Source organism: Vibrio sp. Vb1337 (genome assembly GCF_033338715.1).
GTDB classification, from domain to species: Bacteria; Pseudomonadota; Gammaproteobacteria; order Enterobacterales; family Vibrionaceae; genus Vibrio; species Vibrio alginolyticus.
Map to the genome: position 1 here is coordinate 61534 of NZ_JAWOTD010000014.1, position 16975 is coordinate 78508.

The following is a 16975-nucleotide window of genomic DNA, read 5'->3' on the forward strand; positions in this document are numbered from 1 at the left end:
CAACATTTTTGAAAAAAGGTATTTGTACATGTCGACAAAACTGGCTAACCCAGCACCGCTAGGTCTTATGGGTTTCGGTATGACCACTATTCTGCTCAATATTCATAATGCAGGATTTTTCCCAATTGACTCTATGATTCTAGCGATGGGCATCTTTTACGGTGGCCTTAGCCAAGTAATCGTTGGCATCATGTGCTTTAAACGCGGTGATACATTCGGCACAACTGCGTTTACTTCTTACGGTCTATTTTGGCTAACATTGGTTGGTCTAATCGTAATGCCTCACATGGGTCTTCCTGCAAGCCCTGCAAGCTTTATGGGTTGGTACCTAGCGCTTTGGGGCATCTTCACTGGTTTCATGTTCATTGGTTCTCTATGTTACCCAACAGCGAAGCAAGTGGTATTTGGCTCTCTAACTATCCTGTTCTTCTTGCTTGCTGCTCGTGATTTCACTGGTAGCGAAGTGATCGGTGCTATCGCTGGCTTCGAGGGTATCTTCTGTGGCGCAAGTGCAATTTACTTCGCAATGGCACAAGTACTGAACAACGAATTTGGTCGTGAAGTGTTACCTGTAGGTAAAGCAAAAATCGCTCGTAAAGTTGAAGCGGTTATCGCCTAAGCTGCTACTCATAATGAAGAAAGGGGGATTAACCATTGGTTAATCCCCCTTTTTTATGTCCTCAATCGGACCACTGCTTTTTCTTATTTATGTGATAACGCTATGTTGATGGTTGCTCAACAGTTTCTGCGCTATTGCTGTCTGCCGTTGGTGCTTTACCCGTTTTACGTCGGTACTTATCTTCCCAGTAATCTGCGCCTTTAATGCCCAGTGCAACAGGGTTAAATGTAAAATCGGTCACACCACGTTTTTGTTGCTCTTCGTAGTCGTTCAGTGCTTTGAGTGCAGGCTTCGACATAAAGAAGATGATCAAAATACCGATGATGTTTAGCCACGCCATCAGTCCTACGCCTACATCACCCATCGCCCATGCTAAGTTGGCGGTTTTCACGGTTCCGTAGAACACGGATGCAATAATGATGACTTTCAGAATAAACATCAGTCCATTTACTTTGAACGTACGACGAATGTAAGCAATGTTCGTTTCTGCAATGTAGTAGTAAGCCAGAATGGTCGTAAACGCGAAGAAGAATAGAGCGATTGCGATGAATGGTTTACCCACGCCAGGTAGTGCGCTTTCGATCGCCATCTGTGTAAACACAGGACCATTTGCACCAATATCCGCTGGTAGGTTTTGAACCAGGAATGTACCTTCAATCGCACCATTTACGTTGTACGCGCCAGTGATAAGAATCATGAACGCGGTTGCTGAACACACAAGTAGTGTATCGATGTAAATAGAGAAAGATTGAACAAGACCTTGCTGAGCTGGGTGATCAACACTCGCTGCTGCTGCTGCGTGAGGACCAGTACCTTGACCTGCTTCGTTGGAGTAGACACCACGTTTTACACCCCAGCCGATTGCTGCACCAACGCCTGCCATTGGTGTGAACGCGTCACCAATGATCATGCCGAAAATGCGTGGAACCTCACCAATGTTTAGAAGGATGATGACAAACGCAGTAATGATGTAAGCTAACGCCATAAATGGCACAACGACTTGGGTAAAGTTCGCGATACGCTTTACGCCACCAAAAATGATGAAAGCCAAAATGACACAAACAACCGTACCAGTGAAAATTTTAGCAAAACTGAAGGTACCAATAGCGGTTTCAATCATGTCACCTGAGCCAAATGCGGCTTCTACTGCGTTACCGATACTGTTCGATTGAACGCCAGGAAGTAGAACACCACAAGCAAAGATGGTCGCGATAGCAAAGATCCAAGCGTACCATTTTTGTCCCATTGCTTTCTCAATATAGTAAGCAGGGCCACCACGGAACTCGCCTTCGTCTTCTTCTTTATAAATTTGTGCAAGTGTTGATTCTGCGTATGCGGTTGCAGCGCCAAAGAAGGCAACGACCCACATCCAGAATACGGCACCTGGGCCACCGAAACCGATAGCAGCAGCAACACCAGCAATGTTACCTGTACCTACACGGCCAGATAGTGAAACGGCAAGTGCCTGAAATGATGATATCCCTTTTGTTGAACTCTTCCCTGAAAGTAATAAGCGCCACATCTCAAAGAAGTGACGAATTTGTACAAAACGCGTCATGATTGAATAGAACAAACCTGCGCCAAGGCACAAATAGATCAGTACCGGGCTCCAAATAATTCCATTCAGAAAATCAACTAATGACTGCATGAGTATTTTCCCTGTTAGTTGTGTTTGTGGTTGTTTTTCACACAATACATTACCCTTTATGTAATGCAATTGTTAACTTTTTTAGCTACAAATCCTTTGTAGCGTGATGATGAACACAGAATGGAGAGTAGTTGTTAAAATTTGGTTCTTGTTGCTTATTTGCTCCTTTTAGGTAGAAGATTTGCCTGATGATTAATTATGCAGCACATTGTCATTTAAATGTGCTGCGATTTTGATGAGTTAAAAATGCCAGTGGTTATGCATTTTGTGGAGTAAGTGTCTGCCTGTTTTTTGTTCAGTGATGTCCTCAGGCGTAACGACAAAGGTTAAGCTCCGCATTATCCATCACTTTTGCTTTTTCACCTTTCATTACGCTTGCTAGCAATTGACCTGAACCACAAGCCATCGTCCAGCCCAGAGTTCCGTGTCCGGTGTTAGTAAAAAGGTTATCGTATTTAGTCGCGCCGATAATTGGTGTGCCATCAGGCGTCATTGGCCTAAAGCCGCTCCAAAACTCAGCTTGGCTGAAGTCACCACAACGAGGAAAAAGATCACGGATGACCATTTCGATGGTGTTTTTGCGCTTTTGTGGAAGGGAAGCATCAAACCCTGCTAATTCTGCGGTGCCAGCTACGCGAATTCTGTCATCAAATCGAGTCATAGCGACTTTATAGGTTTCATCCATCACAGTAGATCGAGGAGAGAAGTGTTCATCCTCCATCGGGATGGTGAGTGAATAGCCTTTGACAGGGTAGACCGGAATATCAATATCGAGTTGCTTGAGTAGCGCTGTAGAGTAGCTGCCAGAGGCCACTACATATTGGTCTGCTTTAAATTGTCCTCGGTTCGTTTGGACACCTATGATCTTTTTGCCTACTGTAACCCAATTGCTTACTTCAGTATCGAACTCAAATCGGACATCGTGTGCCTTAGCAAGCTCCGTTAGTTGTTGGCAAAATTGATGGCAATCGCCCGTTTCGTCATCAGGTAGATGCAAGCCACCAACCAGTTTGTCTTTCACAAGTGCAAGCCCTGGCTCTTGTTCAATACATTGTTCGACGTCCATTAGCTTAAATCGGGTTCCGCTTTGTTCAAGGAGCTGCATGTCCTTTTCAATGGCTTGCAGCTGTTGATGTGTTCGGAATACTTGCAAGGTCCCAAACTGACGTCCTTGATACTCAATGGCGTGTTCTTGGCGTAACTGTTCTAAGCAAATACGGCTGTGGTTAGCGATCGAAAGCATGCGAGCCTTGTTAACTTGATAGCGAGGTAGGGTGCAGTTCGCGACCATTTTACTCGCCCAGCGGATCATGTCGGCATTCAGAGTGGGTTTGATTTTAAGTGGAGCATGCTCCTCCATTAACCACTTAATGGCTTTAACAGGAACACCAGGCGCAGCCCAAGGCGAAGAATAGCCATATGAGATCTGCCCGGCATTGGCGAAGCTCGTTTCCATGGCACTGCTTGCTTGGCGGTCAATGACGGTAACTTGATAGCCTGCTTGAGATAAATACCAAGCAGAGGTTAAGCCGATAACGCCGCTGCCTAATACGATGACTTCCATTGATGCACTCCACACATTTATCAGAGTGCTCAGTTTCTTTTCTTTACCTTTTGTTAACAATCGATATAAATTACACACTGCGTTTAGAAAAACTATAGGCTCAAGGATGAAAAGTAATCTGATAAGTGGTTTGTGCCTATTTAGCCAAGTCGCGGAGTACAGCAGCTTTACTGGTGCCGCAAGACATTTACACCTCACCACTGGTGCCATAAGCCAACAAATTATTCATTTGGAAGCGTTATTAGGTTTTACTTTATTTGAACGCCACTCTCGCGGTATTCGTTTAACCGTAAAAGGCACTCAGTTACACCAAGCGACGCAGTTTCACTTTTCGGAACTGAGCAAATTGCTTGATGAGCTCAAAGTAGAAAAGCAAACCAATGAAATTCGTTTGAAGTTGACGCCTTCTTTTGCTTTCAAATGGTTAGTCCCAAAGCTCGAAAGCTTCCATCATGATAATCCGGATATCCAAGTACAAATCTTTGCGGAAGGTGCGCTGGTAAATAGTGAGATAAAAGACTATGACGTCGCAATTGACTATGGTCTTCATCCTTATAGAAATGCTAACGCGGAGCTGATTTTGGATGAGCATCTGCTACCGGTGATGAGTCCAAAATACCTTGAGGATCATGGCTGGCTAAAAACGTTGTTTGGTGAGCAAAAAAACTCAATGCCAGTGAAGCAATGGCAAGAGGCGACGCTACTACACGATGCGATGCCATGGGAAAAAGCGACGCGTGACTATGAGTGGCTATATTGGGCGTCAGCGATGGGGTTGGATTTTAAAACCGATATCGGACACTTTTTTAATCGAACGGATATGGCGATGTCTGCAGCCGAAGCTGGCGTTGGGATTGCGATGGCACGAATGGCACTGATTGAGGATGAATTGACGACAGAGCGTTTGGTTTCTCCATTCAAACCGATTCCTGCCAATGCAGGGTATTACTTGATCATGAACACACGTACGAATGCGACAGAAACGTTTCGTCACTGGTTACTTGGACAGTTGAATTAGCGTTTTATCTCTGTGATTCGCCCCTACGTTATTTGTTGAAAAATTGGGCAATATAAGTTTTAAGCAAGGTAAGTGCTTTTCTTGCCGCTATTTGAGTGATGAAAGACAGGGAAGAACATGAAAGACGAAACGCTATCCATCCATTTTGGTTACGAAACTGACCCGACCACCAAATCTGTCGCGACACCGATTTATCAAACGGTTGCGTACGAGTTTGATAACGCGCAGCATGGTGCTGATCTGTTTAACTTGGAAGTGCCGGGGAATATCTACACTCGCATCATGAATCCGACTAATGACGTGCTGGAAAAACGCATGGCAGCGTTAGAAGGCGGCATTGCCGGGTTGGTCGTGAGTGCGGGGAGTGCAGCGATTAACTATGCGATTCTGACGTTAGCGCAAGCGGGCGATAACATCGTTTCTACGCCGCAACTTTATGGCGGTACTTACACCTTGTTTGCGCACATGCTGCCAAATCAAGGTATTCAAGTGAAGTTTGCCAAAGATGACAAGCCAGAAAGTTTGGCCGAGTTAATTGATGAAAATACCAAAGCGGTGTACTGCGAGAGCATTGGGAACCCTGCGGGTAATATCATCGATTTAGAACGTGTGGCGGAGCTTGCTCATGCACAAGGCGTACCTGTGATTGTGGATAACACTGTTGCGACGCCAGTGCTTTGCAAACCCATCGAATTTGGTGCGGATATCGTAGTTCACTCTCTCACTAAATACGTTGGTGGGCATGGCACCACATTGGGTGGCGTGATTGTGGATTCCGGTAAATTCCCTTGGGCACAGCACAAAGACCGCTTTCCTGTTTTCAACCAACCAGAACCTTCTTACCACGGCGTGGTGTATACCGAAGCGTTTGGTGAGGCGGCATTTATCGGGCGTGCGCGTACCGTACCACTGCGTAATACCGGAGCAGCATTATCACCGATGAATGCATTTATGCTTATGCAAGGGTTAGAAACGTTACCGCTGCGTATGGAGCGCCATACCGAGAACACACTCAAAGTGGCTGAATTCTTGGAACAGAATGACAAAGTCAGTTGGGTAAGTTATGCCGGATTGCCAAGTTCTGAACACTTCCATCTCGCCGAAAAATACATGAAAGGTAAGCCTTCTGCGATTTTGTCGTTTGGTTTAAAAGATGGTTATGACGCTGGTGTGCGTTTTTATGATGCTTTGAAAATCTTTAAGCGTTTGGTGAACATTGGCGATGCAAAATCATTGGCTTGCCATCCTGCATCGACGACTCATCGTCAATTGAGCGAAGCAGAACAAAAACAAGCTGGTGTGTCTCCAGAGATGATTCGTTTATCGGTGGGTATTGAACATATTGACGATATTCTAGCCGATTTAGAACAGGCACTAAACTCGTAAAACGATTCTGTTTTTAGCTTTGGGTTACCCATAGGCCAGCCTTTAAAAAAGCTGGCCTATTTTTATTTTATTGTTTAAATATCAAGGGTTTTGGTGTTTTTGGTTTGTGGCATTCCAAAAGCTCATAGAGGGTGAGATTTATTCTCTTGTCACGTTTGGGTTTGTTCCTGATGATGTGTGCAAGTATTACACATTGGAAGGGACTCAAATGTCTTACGTATTTCACCGTCATTGCCATGCCACGCTACCAATCATCGATAGAGGTGAAGGTGTTTATCTATTCGATAAGCATGGAAAGCAGTATCTCGATGCTTGTGGTGGTGCTGCGGTATCAAACCTTGGCCACAGTCATCACGCCGTTAAAAAAGCCATGTTGGAACAGATCGAGCGAGTGCCATTTGCTCATACTGGATTTTTTACTAGTGACAACAGTGAGCGCCTAGCAGAATTGATTTGTCAGTACATGCCTGAACAGTTCAACCATGTGTATTTAGTCAGTGGAGGATCAGAAGCGGTGGAGTCGGCACTAAAAATGGCGCGGCAGTATTTCGTGGAATCAGGTAAGCCAGAGAAAAAGCAATTCATCGCGCGTCAGCAAAGTTATCACGGTAATACCTTGGGGGCTCTGGCTGTCGGAGGTAATGAATGGCGACGTGAACCGTTCAAACCCATCTTACACCCGAGCCATCATATCGCCCCTTGCTATGCTTATCGTTATCAGCAGAGTCATGAGTCGGAATTGGATTACTCATTGCGAGCGGCGAATGAGCTAGAGGCAAAAATTCTTGAGTTGGGGGCTGATAATGTCATGGCTTTTGTCGCTGAGCCCATTGTGGGAGCCACCGCTGGAGCTGTGCCTGCCACACAAGGTTACTTCAAGCGTATTCGCGAAATATGCGACCAATACGATGTGTTATTGATCTTGGATGAAGTCATGTGTGGCGTTGGACGCAGTGGCAGTTTTTTTGCGTTTGAGCAAGAAGAGGCAGAACCCGATCTGGTGTGTATGGCTAAAGGGCTTGGTGCGGGCTATCAACCTATTGGCGCGGTGGTTGCGAATGATCGAGTCTATCAAGCTATTGCTGATGGAAGCGGTTTTTTCCAACACGGTCATACCTTTATGGCGCACCCTGTGGCGTGCGCTGCTGCCGTGGCAACAATTGAAACCATCTTCCAAGATGATTTATTAACGGCGGTGAATCAGCAAAGTGCTTTGCTGCGTAATGAGCTTACTTCTGCATTGGCCCATTTACCGTACATTGGCGACATTCGTGGTAAAGGCTTGTTTTTTGGCATTGAGCTGGTGGCGGATAAAGAAAGCAAGGCGCCTCTGAGTAAAGCCACATTGGCAGACAAACGCATCAAACAGCGAGCAATGGAAAATGGCTTAATGTGCTACCCAATGGGCGGAACGATTGATGGCGTTAATGGGCACCATATTTTGCTCGCACCGCCATTCATTATTCAGTCTCATCATATTGATGAACTAGTCGGTAAACTCTCATTAACGTTAAAAGAGGTGGCGGAGACATGGAAGTAGCAAACCAATATTTGCGAGAACCTATCGCCATTATCGTGGCCCCAAACGGTGCAAGAAAAACTAAGCACGATCACGCCAGCTTACCCATGACAACAGACGAACTGGTTGCAGAGGCTATCGCTTGTCAAACGCTAGGGGCTGCCATGATCCATTTACATGCTAGAGACGCCAACGGACGTCATTCATTAGACATCGACGACAACATGGCAATTTACCATGCCGTGAAAGAAGCGGTGGGACAAAACATGATGGTACAGCTCACCACAGAGGCGGTGGGCTTGTATTCTCCGCCACAACAGATGGCGTTAGTTAAAGCTGTGAAACCAGAAGCGGCTTCTTTTGCATTGAGGGAGTTAATCCCTGATCGCGCAAGTGAGAAAGAAGGGCATGCCTTTTTCCATTGGGTGGCAGAACACAACATCGTGAGCCAAATTATTCTCTACGATGCAACCGACATTGAACGTTATTTCCAACTGCGTGATGCGGGCGTGTTACCTAAAACGCATCAGCATGCATTAGTGGTGTTAGGGCGTTATCACCAAGCTCAACAGTCTTCGCCATGGGATTTACGAGGTTTGAATTTGGCGCGTTTTGTCGAGGAAGAAATTCGATGTGCCATTTGTGCTTTTGGTGCGCGAGAGCAAGACTGTTTAGCGAGTGCGATGTTACTTGGATTCGATGTTAGAGTGGGGTTTGAGAATAACCACTTCGATGTGGCAGGCGAATTAGCAATCAGTAACGCGGCTCAGGTGGAAGCTCTACGCGATGTGGCGCATCGCTTTGCGATTCCTTTACGCAGTGCGCAAAGTTTGCGTTCAGCTTTGAAGTAAATCTGCTCGCGGAAAAGAAAAAAAGAAGAAAGGAAAGTAAAAAGGCTCCATCGGAGCCTTTTCGGTATTTGTCGTTAGTTCTCAGTTTGCGCTACAGGTTGACGAGCGGGATGTTTGATAAACACCGCGACAACAGCCGCTATCGCTAATGCAAAACAGTAGTAAGAATTGGCAACTACTTCAAGTGGCGAGAGGTTGAACACGGAACCTAGCAGTAGTACTTGAGCACCGTAAGGCAACACGCCTTGCACCACGCATGAGAAAATGTCTAACAAGCTTGCTGAGCGGCGAGGAGAGACATTATTCTCTTCCGCCAGTTGGCGAGCAACGCTGCCCGATACAATGATGGCTACGGTGTTGTTTGCCGTACAGCCATTGACCATTGATACCAAACCTGCAATACCTAGCTCGCTTGCACGACTGTTCGCATGCTTAGAGTGACTAGAGCCAAACGCGTGGATAAGGCTACTAACGAAATTTGTTAGAAAAGCAAGACCACCTTGGCGACGCATCAGTTCACTCAAGCCACCAATCAGCATGGATAACAAGAAGATCTCTTGCATGTTACCAAAGCCTTTGTATACGTCTTGGGCTAGATTAGTTAGTCCGTAATTGTCAATCGATGCCAAGCTCACGCCGCCAGCCAAAAGAATGCCAATCGACAGAACCACAAACACATTCACACCAGATACCGCTAGGATCAAAATAGTGATGTACGGCAAGACTTTTAGCCACTCAATATCGCCAGTTGCAGGCACTTGAGTCGCAGTACTGTTGAAAGCGAACACTGCAATCGCGATCAACGCCGCAGGTAAAGCAATACGAATGTTCTCTTTAAACTTGTCTTTCATCTCACAACCTTGAGAGCGTGTCGCCGCGATGGTGGTGTCAGAGATGATAGAAAGGTTATCACCAAACATAGCGCCGCTCAGTACAACGCCTGCGGTTAACGGTAAGCTCATTCCTGCTGATTCAGCAATACCCAACGCTACGGGGGCAACGGCTGCGATGGTACCCATCGAAGTCCCCATTGCTGTTGCGATAAAAGCAGAAATCAGAAAAATGCCCGGTAAAATCATGCTGGTTGGAATAGCGGATAAACCAAGGTTCACTGTTGCATCAACACCGCCAGAGGCTTTTGCTACCGCAGCAAAGGCACCTGCAAGCAGATAGATCATACACATTGCGATGATGTCTGGGTGGCCAACACCACGCATGAAGTGTTCGATTGAGCGGTTAAGTTTCTCTTTACTTAAAAGAAACGCAATGATGATGGCTGGTAATACCGCGATGGGTGCAGGCAGCTGGTAGAAGGCAAATTCCACGCCTTGCAAAGATAAGTAAGTGCCTACGCCAATAAATAGCGCAAGGAATACAATTAATGGGATCAGTGCGACCGCAGACGGTGCAACTGTTTTAGTAGTTTGTTGGGAACCGGACATGTAAACGACAATGTTAATGATAAGAGAGAAGAGCAGACTAATATCACATTTCTACATTGTCAACGTCTAGACGTCTAAATGGCTGTTTAAATTTTACACGTAAAGAAAAAGATAAAAGCTCGTGTTGCGTATCTCACTGATACCACGAGCTTTAGTTATGCGCTAATGAAGAGACTGTCGTTATTGCATTGATTTGGCTTTTTTGCGTTTAACAATACCTAAAACCATCCACGTAAATAAGACAGCAGCAAATGCCCATACCAGATATTTGTATTCGGTGTACAGGTTGCTCAACACGCTTAAATGTTCAAATGCAAAGTGAGTTAACAAGCTGAATACCAATACCCAAACCGTCGCCGCGAGGGCGTTACCGAGCAAAAACTCTCTACGTGGCATTTTCGCGATACCGCATGCAAGAGGCATAAATTGCTTCATTCCTTCAATAAAGCGGCTGACCACCAAGCACGTAGGGCCGTATTTCTGGATAGTCAATTGAAGCGTTTGCATCTTCGGGCCGGAAATGTAGCCTTTTTTATCTAACCACCCCTCAAAGTAATAACCGATTAAGTAGCCACAGGTATTACCAAAAAAGCAGCTCAGCCACGATACCATCATTACCATACTTAGGTTCATGACTTGTTCTGACGAGAGCAAAGATGCCGCGATCATCAGTGATTGACCAGGCATCGGGATACCTATCCCTTCTAGAAATATACTGACAATCAGCGCAACGTAGCCGTATTGCTCAAGCAAAGGCTTCATTGACATGAGAAGTTCGTTAATATGTTCCAAAAGCTTTCCCCTAATAAAAGCGGAACGAAGTTGGAGTGATACTCCGAATGTCCTATTGGGTCAATTCTTGTTTCTCACCATTGAGAAAAACTGACATGCCTCTGATAATTGCGCAGAATCAACCTGCAGCAGGCTTTATTCGCCGCCACGCTCTTTGGTAGCGGCGAATTAGGGAGATCCTTATGACTCTTTGGCTTTGGTGAATGCACCATACAAATCAAGGCGGCGATGACGTAAGTTGGTGACAGAGCCTTCGGTATTAAGCTGTTTCAACTTAGTCAAATCAACATCAGCGAAGATTATCATTTCGGTGTTGGCGCTTGCTTCTGTCAAGGTCGCATCGTGTGGAAAATAGATATCCGACGGTGAAAATACGGCAGATTGTGCGTACTGGATATCGACATTATCAACACGAGGTAAGTTGCCGACACTGCCCCCAATTGCAACGTAGCATTCGTTTTCGATGGCTCGTGATTGGGAACAGATTCGTACTCGTTGGTAGCCATTTTTTGTGTCTGTCCAGAAAGGAACGAACACAATTTGTGCGCCTTGCTCGGCGAGCATTCTTCCCAACTCTGGGAACTCGCTGTCATAACAAATCAGTATGCCGACTTTGCCTGCATCGGTTTCGAACACTTGAACATTGTCACCACCGTCGATCACCCAGTCTTTTTGCTCATGGGGCGTGATGTGGATCTTATATTGAGCGTTTATTTCACCATCTCGTTGCAGCAAGTAGGCCACATTATACAACTTGCCATCCTCGATGACGGGCATACTGCCTGCAATAATGTTGATGTTGTAGGTGACTGCCATCTGCGAGAAGCGGTTTTTGATCTCTTCTGTAAAGCTAGCCAAAAAGCGAATTGCTTCGACGGAATTTTGGTCGTTTTGCAATCCCATCAGCGGCGCGTTAAAGAATTCAGGGAATAGGGCGAAATCGGCTTTGTAGTTCGCAAGAGAAGAGATGAAGAACTCAGCCTGATCGAGCAAGTCCTCTAAGTCATTCATAGCACGCATTTGCCACTGCACAACACCAATACGAATCAGCGTTTTTTCTACATCATGTACGGATTGAATATCCTCTTCGTAGAAGAAGTTATCCCACTCCAGCAGAGTTGCGTAGCCTTTAGAAGCACTATCCTCTGGCAAGTAACCACGCATAATACGTTTGACATCGAAGTCGTTTGCAAGCTGAAAAGACAAAATAGGATCGTGAAGCTCACGGCGTTTTATCTTGTCGATGTATTCAGCCACGCTCAGTTCGTCAGCATATTTGTGGTAATTCGGGATGCGACCACCGGCTAAAATTGCTTTGAAATTCTTACTCCGGCAAAGTTCTTTACGCGCATCATACAGACGGCGACCTAAACGCAGCCCACGGTAGTCCGGGTGAACAAATACATCGAGACCATACATGGCGTCACCGGTCACTTGGTTTTGGATGACGTTGTTCTCGGTGATGATGTCGGTGTACAGGTGAGGAAGTGAAAATCGGTTGTAGTCCACTTTGATTGTTAGCGCTGCGCCGACAATTTTTCCGTTATCCTCAATACAGATTTGTCCATCAGGAAACTGATGAATAAGATCCATGATGGTCAGGCGTGGCCATGAGCCACCAACATCAGGAAAAACAAGGTCCATTAATTCCGCGAGCTCTGGGTAATCGGTCGGCTCAATGGTGCGTAAAGAGAGTCTTGGCGTGTTGCTGTCCATATCGTACTATCCATTTATCCTTTTTAAATAGTATGGATGAGAATGCCATAAATTTGAGCAGACAGATACCGAAGTCTTTGAGTTGTTTTGGTTTACCTAAACGAGTTTAAAGAAACAACATTAACTTAGCTTGCTCTTCAGCCATTCGTGAAATGCCACTACTTTTTTAGCTGAAAGTCGATAATTTGGAATCATCACGTAATAACCATAACCGCTCTGTAAAGTTAGGTTGAGAACATGCTGAATGTCCCCTCTTAAAATCGAATACTGCGCCATAAAATCAGGAAGCAAGGCGAGCCCTTTTCCCATTCTGACAGCTTCGCAAGCTAGGTAAAAATGTTCGACGCCTACAGGTTGATAGGTAACGGGAGATTCTACAGTGTAGACAGTTTTAAATTGCTCCCATAGCTGAGGGCGAGTGATTTGAGGTATAAACGGATAATTACTAACAGCGTGCACACTCTCAATTGCAGGAGCATTTGTGCAACCGACTAATAACAATGTTTCTTCGCACAGTAAGTGGCTGTATTCATAATGTGTGGATAATGGAAGGCAGCGAATATGTAAGTCACTTTCGTTGCTCGAATCTTTGACGTTCCCATCCCCGGTACAGACTCTTACTCGGATGTTAGGATGTTGCTGGTGGAAGTCATCAATATTAGGTATCAACCAAAGGCTGGCAAAAGAAGGGGTTACGTCCACGGTGAGTAATTCTTGCTTTGAATCTGACTGGATTAAGTTGGCAGTTGCATGCTGAATAAGCTCCAAAGCTTCTGTGACTTGCGGCAGATAACGCTTGCCTTCTTCGGTTAACTCAATACCACTCGCCCTTCTTTGTATTAAAGGTAAACCCACCAATTGCTCCAGCGATGCGATTTGTTTGCTTACTGCGCTTTGCGTAATACATAGGGCATCCGCTGCTTTAGAGAAACTGAGGTAATTAGAGACCGCGACAAACGTCCTTAATGCTCGAATAGAAGGGTATTCACTGCCTTTTAACATACTTCAGTTCCATTAAACTCTGCTTAGGCAAAGAGTAGAGTATTCACGGCTTGAAGCAAAGTAAGATGCAACGTATGTGTGATTAGCTTCCTTTCTTATAAAAACTAGCTAAGCGTTTTTTGACTGATTAATCTACAAGAGTATTTTAGATGTTTATTTAATTTCTTTGAAAAATCTACAAATTAACAAGAATCTTTTTCACATCATCGATTAACCTCAATTTAGTATTGTTTATATAAAGTAAACAGACAGATCTTTTTTTCTGTTTTTGTTCGGCGTTCTTTAGAGGATTGTCAGTATTCTATAAAATTAAATATATTTTTCATTAATTTAAAGTTGGCATTGCATTTGCTCTTTACTATTCGAACCTTCAATGGAACTTATATTAGGAGAACGAAATGAAAAGCAATGTTGTTACTTTGATTAGCCTTTTTTCTTTAGCAACGTTTAGTACTTTATCACATGCTGCGGACTCCAACGATCATGGTGTATATGTTGGCGCCAACTACGGTTACTTAAAAGTTGATGGACAAGATGACTTTGATGATGACAGCGATGTTATTCAAGGTTTAGTTGGTTACCGTTTTAATCCTTACTTAGCGTTGGAAGGTGGTTACATTGATTTCGGTAGCTATGGTAATAACCTAGCAAATGCCGAAACGGACGGTTACACCGCAGCACTAAAAGTTACAGCCCCTATTGCTGATCGTGTCGACCTTTACGCAAAAGGCGGTCAAATGTGGTACTCGACGGATTACGACGTTGCGGGCTTCCAAGGCAACAAAGATGATGAAGGTGTATTCGCTGGTGCCGGTGTGGGTTTTAAAGTTACTGATAACTTCTTAGTTAACGCAGAATATATGTGGTACGACGTAGAACTCAATGCGGAGAATGTCGCGAACGGTGCAAACACGGAAACAGACTTTAACCAAGCATCACTAGGTGTGGAATATAGATTTTAATATTGTTAACAACTCTAAGCCCTAATAAAAAGCGAAGCCTAAATAGCTTCGCTTTTTCTGAACTCAATCTAGTTGAGGATAATAGAGCGTTTTTTAGAATAATTGTTCGTGCCTTTTACTGTCACTCTACTATATTTAGAGCATTTCTAACATGACTATCTAACCTTCTTACTAGTCTCGAAAAACAAAGTTTTATCACTCTATAAGTAATACTCGATAGGTCGATCGCTGCGCTACCTGACATTACATTCATGTGACCTAAAATACCGCGAACGTGTTCTGTATACTCGTTTTTTAGTTTTGAGATGTACGCCATAGCTTTAGCTAGTTGATCCCAAGCAGTAAGGCCTACAGTTGCTATTTGTTGTATTATATGACCCAGACCTGAAATTCTTAATAAGGTCAAAATTGAAGAGACTATTTTACTTACCCAACCATCAGTCATCCGAGCATTATATCTATTGTTGAAGTCAAGAAATACGTTGCGTTCTAGGTAAGCTTGAGATTTGGGTTGTAGTGCCGACCACTCATTACTTGTAGCGGTATTGACATAACCCGGAACAGATTTTTTTCCTAGTCCATGAGCGCAGAAGTAGATGCCAGAACTTCCATCTAGCCGATACTCAATACCACCGTGAGTAAATGGCCAAAGAGGAGACATAGGAACTGGATCTGCGCCATGAGTGCAGCGATAGGAAGAATCTAACTCCCTTCTTGCGTATGGTTTAAAGCCAACTTTTGGTGCGCCAAAAGTATATAGGTGTACGCTATAGCCGTACTGACTCTTCACCCAATCTGCCGCTAATGAAGCAAGAGCACCACCTAAACTATGACCTACACAGTGTATTGCCTTCGGTGCTTTCATGTTCTTTTTCGAATAACCAGCGATGTATGCTGCAAGTTGTGGCTTTATCGTATTGAAGAGATTTACAAAACCTGCATGTACCCTGTAACCGGATGAGGTACCTGATATCCCAATGTTTCCATCGGTCATAATGTCGCCGATGTTTACTTGAGTGCCACGGAAGGAAAATACCAAAGTATCGGCAAACTCGCCCTTACCTCGACCTATCGCTACAAAATCTGATGTCATTCCACCAAATCCCATAAAGCCACTTGTCGTTCCTTTTTTGACATCATTCCTTAGATCAAATGTAAAAAACTTTGCTATATAACCACTAACGTTACGAACATTAGTTGCGAATACAGAATAGGGGATTTCTGCGATTCTAGATGATAGTTTTGGTGAGAGTGATTGCATTCTTTAATTTCCATATAAGTCAGAGTCAATATATCCAAATAAATCACATTGACTATTTACGTAGTAGTCATCGTTTTCGTCATCATCAATTGAAAAAGCAAAGTACTTAAGAGGGTTTGCTGCATCACAGACTAGATTAGCCATATTGTTTTTTACGTAATCCTCTATTTCATAGCCATCGAACGAACCTTCCCAAATAATAACGCTTTCATCAATATCTAGTTCTGTGGTTAAAACAATAGTTACATAATGTTCAATAAGCGGGATCTTAACGCTCTCTTTGTTCTCATACACAGGAGAAAATTCAAACCGACCATTGCTGTCAGTAAATGTTGATAAGTCTATTGATTTTCCTGAAGCGCTTAAACCAATATTAAGACTAACCTTTTGGTTATTAATCGGCTTCCCTTTTTTTGTTATCACACCATTGATTTGTGGTGTGTATTGGTTAACTTTATCGTTATTCAATATACTCTCTCCAAAACTCATATTAATGCTCAACAATATGATTGTAATAAATCCAAATAAGTAATTTCTCACATCGACTTTTTTCATTTTAAAAATCTATAAATCTATATGTATTGTGTGTTTTTACAATATTTAATTTTAACTATGTGATTCATATTGCATTGCTCTGTAACTTGTGAATTTGAAAATTACATTTTTAGATTTATGTTTATCTATTTGACCGATTTTTATTAGCATTAATAAAGTTTAAATCTGGAACACTCAGTCTGCGCTAATCTTAGGTAGTTATATTGTATTGGATTTTTGAGGCTTTCATCAGGTAATGTGAAAGCAAAATAAACGAGAGCTACCGAATGATAAAAACTCTATAAATACTAGGTTTCAGACAATGAAATCGTATTGAAAACAGTTAATTATTCGCTTTGTCAAGAGGTATTTTTATTGCTTTACATCGTAATGCTAGATTGACTTGATAATTTATTTTTCCGCCAATTGTGATAACCAAGAGCAAAAGAAAAGGCTTATTTAGTATCTTTTGATGGTTAGTGATAAACCCAAATTGTTCTACTTTAACCCATCATAATTCTATAACTTAGATTTAGCACTCGTAGTTGTTGATACCCCAAAAACTTAGAACACTTTAAATCGAAGAACATATAGACACACTTTTGTCCTTGGATGAGTTCTTCTGAACTTCCGTGTAGTTTTGGTGGTGTATTTATGAGCG

At 43.6% G+C, this 16975-nt stretch carries 14 protein-coding genes; 6 read left to right on the forward strand and 8 right to left on the reverse strand.

Features of this window, described 5'->3' with window-relative positions:
• The first annotated feature begins 28 nt into the window (after positions 1 to 28).
• The gene (locus R7E42_RS16175) at positions 29 to 619 is read left to right on the forward strand and encodes an acetate uptake transporter (RefSeq protein ID WP_005381682.1); all 591 of its coding nucleotides are present in this window, start codon (positions 29 to 31) and stop codon (positions 617 to 619) included.
• A 100-nt stretch (positions 620 to 719) separates the two neighbouring features.
• Here R7E42_RS16175 and R7E42_RS16180 read toward each other — a convergent pair whose 3' ends face one another.
• Both R7E42_RS16180 and R7E42_RS16185 read right to left on the reverse strand, forming a co-directional pair.
• Positions 720 to 2267, reverse strand: coding sequence for an alanine/glycine:cation symporter family protein (locus R7E42_RS16180; RefSeq protein ID WP_318072818.1), 1548 nt, complete (start codon positions 2265 to 2267; stop codon positions 720 to 722).
• A gap of 307 nt (positions 2268 to 2574) precedes the next feature.
• Entirely contained in the window at positions 2575 to 3831 is a 1257-nt protein-coding gene (locus R7E42_RS16185; protein WP_171344843.1) for a D-amino acid dehydrogenase, read from the reverse strand.
• Between the two features lie 106 nt (positions 3832 to 3937).
• On the opposite strand from R7E42_RS16185, the gene R7E42_RS16190 reads away from it, so the two are divergent.
• From R7E42_RS16190 to R7E42_RS16205, 4 genes are all read left to right on the forward strand, one after another.
• Positions 3938 to 4849 (forward strand): LysR substrate-binding domain-containing protein, encoded by a 912-nt coding sequence (locus R7E42_RS16190; RefSeq protein WP_137281744.1) that lies wholly within the window; start codon positions 3938 to 3940, stop codon positions 4847 to 4849.
• 117 nt (positions 4850 to 4966) lie between these two features.
• On the forward strand, positions 4967 to 6235 hold the full coding sequence (locus R7E42_RS16195; RefSeq protein ID WP_205460833.1) for an O-acetylhomoserine aminocarboxypropyltransferase/cysteine synthase family protein: 1269 nt from the start codon (positions 4967 to 4969) through the stop codon (positions 6233 to 6235).
• Positions 6236 to 6443: 208 nt separating this feature from the next.
• Positions 6444 to 7775, forward strand: a complete 1332-nt coding sequence (locus tag R7E42_RS16200) for an aspartate aminotransferase family protein (RefSeq protein WP_031780846.1) — start codon at positions 6444 to 6446, stop codon at positions 7773 to 7775.
• Positions 7766 to 8605, forward strand: coding sequence for a 3-keto-5-aminohexanoate cleavage protein (locus tag R7E42_RS16205; protein ID WP_005383736.1), 840 nt, complete (start codon positions 7766 to 7768; stop codon positions 8603 to 8605). The genes R7E42_RS16200 and R7E42_RS16205 overlap by 10 nt, the downstream gene beginning before the upstream one ends.
• A 74-nt stretch (positions 8606 to 8679) precedes the next feature.
• On the opposite strand, the gene R7E42_RS16210 is transcribed toward R7E42_RS16205, so the two are convergent.
• From R7E42_RS16210 to R7E42_RS16225, 4 genes are all read right to left on the reverse strand, one after another.
• Positions 8680 to 10047, reverse strand: a complete 1368-nt coding sequence (locus R7E42_RS16210) for a Na+/H+ antiporter NhaC family protein (RefSeq protein WP_005381672.1) — start codon at positions 10045 to 10047, stop codon at positions 8680 to 8682.
• A 180-nt stretch (positions 10048 to 10227) separates the two neighbouring features.
• Entirely contained in the window at positions 10228 to 10815 is a 588-nt protein-coding gene (locus tag R7E42_RS16215; protein WP_005383738.1) for a DedA family protein, read from the reverse strand.
• A 204-nt stretch (positions 10816 to 11019) separates the two neighbouring features.
• The gene (locus tag R7E42_RS16220; protein WP_005381670.1) at positions 11020 to 12555 is read right to left on the reverse strand and encodes a bifunctional GNAT family N-acetyltransferase/carbon-nitrogen hydrolase family protein; all 1536 of its coding nucleotides are present in this window, start codon (positions 12553 to 12555) and stop codon (positions 11020 to 11022) included.
• A 120-nt stretch (positions 12556 to 12675) separates the two neighbouring features.
• The gene (locus R7E42_RS16225; protein ID WP_005383740.1) at positions 12676 to 13557 is read right to left on the reverse strand and encodes a LysR family transcriptional regulator; all 882 of its coding nucleotides are present in this window, start codon (positions 13555 to 13557) and stop codon (positions 12676 to 12678) included.
• A 398-nt stretch (positions 13558 to 13955) separates the two neighbouring features.
• Here R7E42_RS16225 and R7E42_RS16230 point away from each other — a divergent pair, with 398 nt between their 5' ends.
• Positions 13956 to 14519, forward strand: a complete 564-nt coding sequence (locus R7E42_RS16230) for a porin family protein (RefSeq protein WP_005383742.1) — start codon at positions 13956 to 13958, stop codon at positions 14517 to 14519.
• 121 nt (positions 14520 to 14640) lie between these two features.
• Here R7E42_RS16230 and R7E42_RS16235 read toward each other — a convergent pair whose 3' ends face one another.
• Both R7E42_RS16235 and R7E42_RS16240 read right to left on the reverse strand, forming a co-directional pair.
• Positions 14641 to 15780, reverse strand: a complete 1140-nt coding sequence (locus tag R7E42_RS16235) for a lipase family protein (protein WP_005383744.1) — start codon at positions 15778 to 15780, stop codon at positions 14641 to 14643.
• 3 nt (positions 15781 to 15783) lie between these two features.
• Positions 15784 to 16335, reverse strand: a complete 552-nt coding sequence (locus R7E42_RS16240; RefSeq protein WP_017820578.1) for a DUF6795 domain-containing protein — start codon at positions 16333 to 16335, stop codon at positions 15784 to 15786.
• Positions 16336 to 16975 lie beyond the last annotated feature (640 nt).

What these genes read in the sequence shown, in the direction of transcription:
- R7E42_RS16180 (WP_318072818.1), bottom strand. Translation starts at nt 2,267, where the DNA reads ATGCAGTCATTAGTTGATTTTCTGAATGGAATTATTTGGAGCCCGGTA.
- R7E42_RS16175 (WP_005381682.1), top strand. Translation starts at nt 29, where the DNA reads ATGTCGACAAAACTGGCTAACCCAGCACCGCTAGGTCTTATGGGTTTC.
- R7E42_RS16215 (WP_005383738.1), bottom strand. Translation starts at nt 10,815, where the DNA reads ATGTCAATGAAGCCTTTGCTTGAGCAATACGGCTACGTTGCGCTGATT.
- R7E42_RS16200 (WP_031780846.1), top strand. Translation starts at nt 6,444, where the DNA reads ATGTCTTACGTATTTCACCGTCATTGCCATGCCACGCTACCAATCATC.
- R7E42_RS16235 (WP_005383744.1), bottom strand. Translation starts at nt 15,780, where the DNA reads ATGCAATCACTCTCACCAAAACTATCATCTAGAATCGCAGAAATCCCC.
- R7E42_RS16195 (WP_205460833.1), top strand. Translation starts at nt 4,967, where the DNA reads ATGAAAGACGAAACGCTATCCATCCATTTTGGTTACGAAACTGACCCG.
- R7E42_RS16240 (WP_017820578.1), bottom strand. Translation starts at nt 16,335, where the DNA reads ATGAAAAAAGTCGATGTGAGAAATTACTTATTTGGATTTATTACAATC.
- R7E42_RS16185 (WP_171344843.1), bottom strand. Translation starts at nt 3,831, where the DNA reads ATGGAAGTCATCGTATTAGGCAGCGGCGTTATCGGCTTAACCTCTGCT.
- R7E42_RS16210 (WP_005381672.1), bottom strand. Translation starts at nt 10,047, where the DNA reads ATGTCCGGTTCCCAACAAACTACTAAAACAGTTGCACCGTCTGCGGTC.
- R7E42_RS16225 (WP_005383740.1), bottom strand. Translation starts at nt 13,557, where the DNA reads ATGTTAAAAGGCAGTGAATACCCTTCTATTCGAGCATTAAGGACGTTT.
- R7E42_RS16220 (WP_005381670.1), bottom strand. Translation starts at nt 12,555, where the DNA reads ATGGACAGCAACACGCCAAGACTCTCTTTACGCACCATTGAGCCGACC.
- R7E42_RS16230 (WP_005383742.1), top strand. Translation starts at nt 13,956, where the DNA reads ATGAAAAGCAATGTTGTTACTTTGATTAGCCTTTTTTCTTTAGCAACG.
- R7E42_RS16205 (WP_005383736.1), top strand. Translation starts at nt 7,766, where the DNA reads ATGGAAGTAGCAAACCAATATTTGCGAGAACCTATCGCCATTATCGTG.
- R7E42_RS16190 (WP_137281744.1), top strand. Translation starts at nt 3,938, where the DNA reads ATGAAAAGTAATCTGATAAGTGGTTTGTGCCTATTTAGCCAAGTCGCG.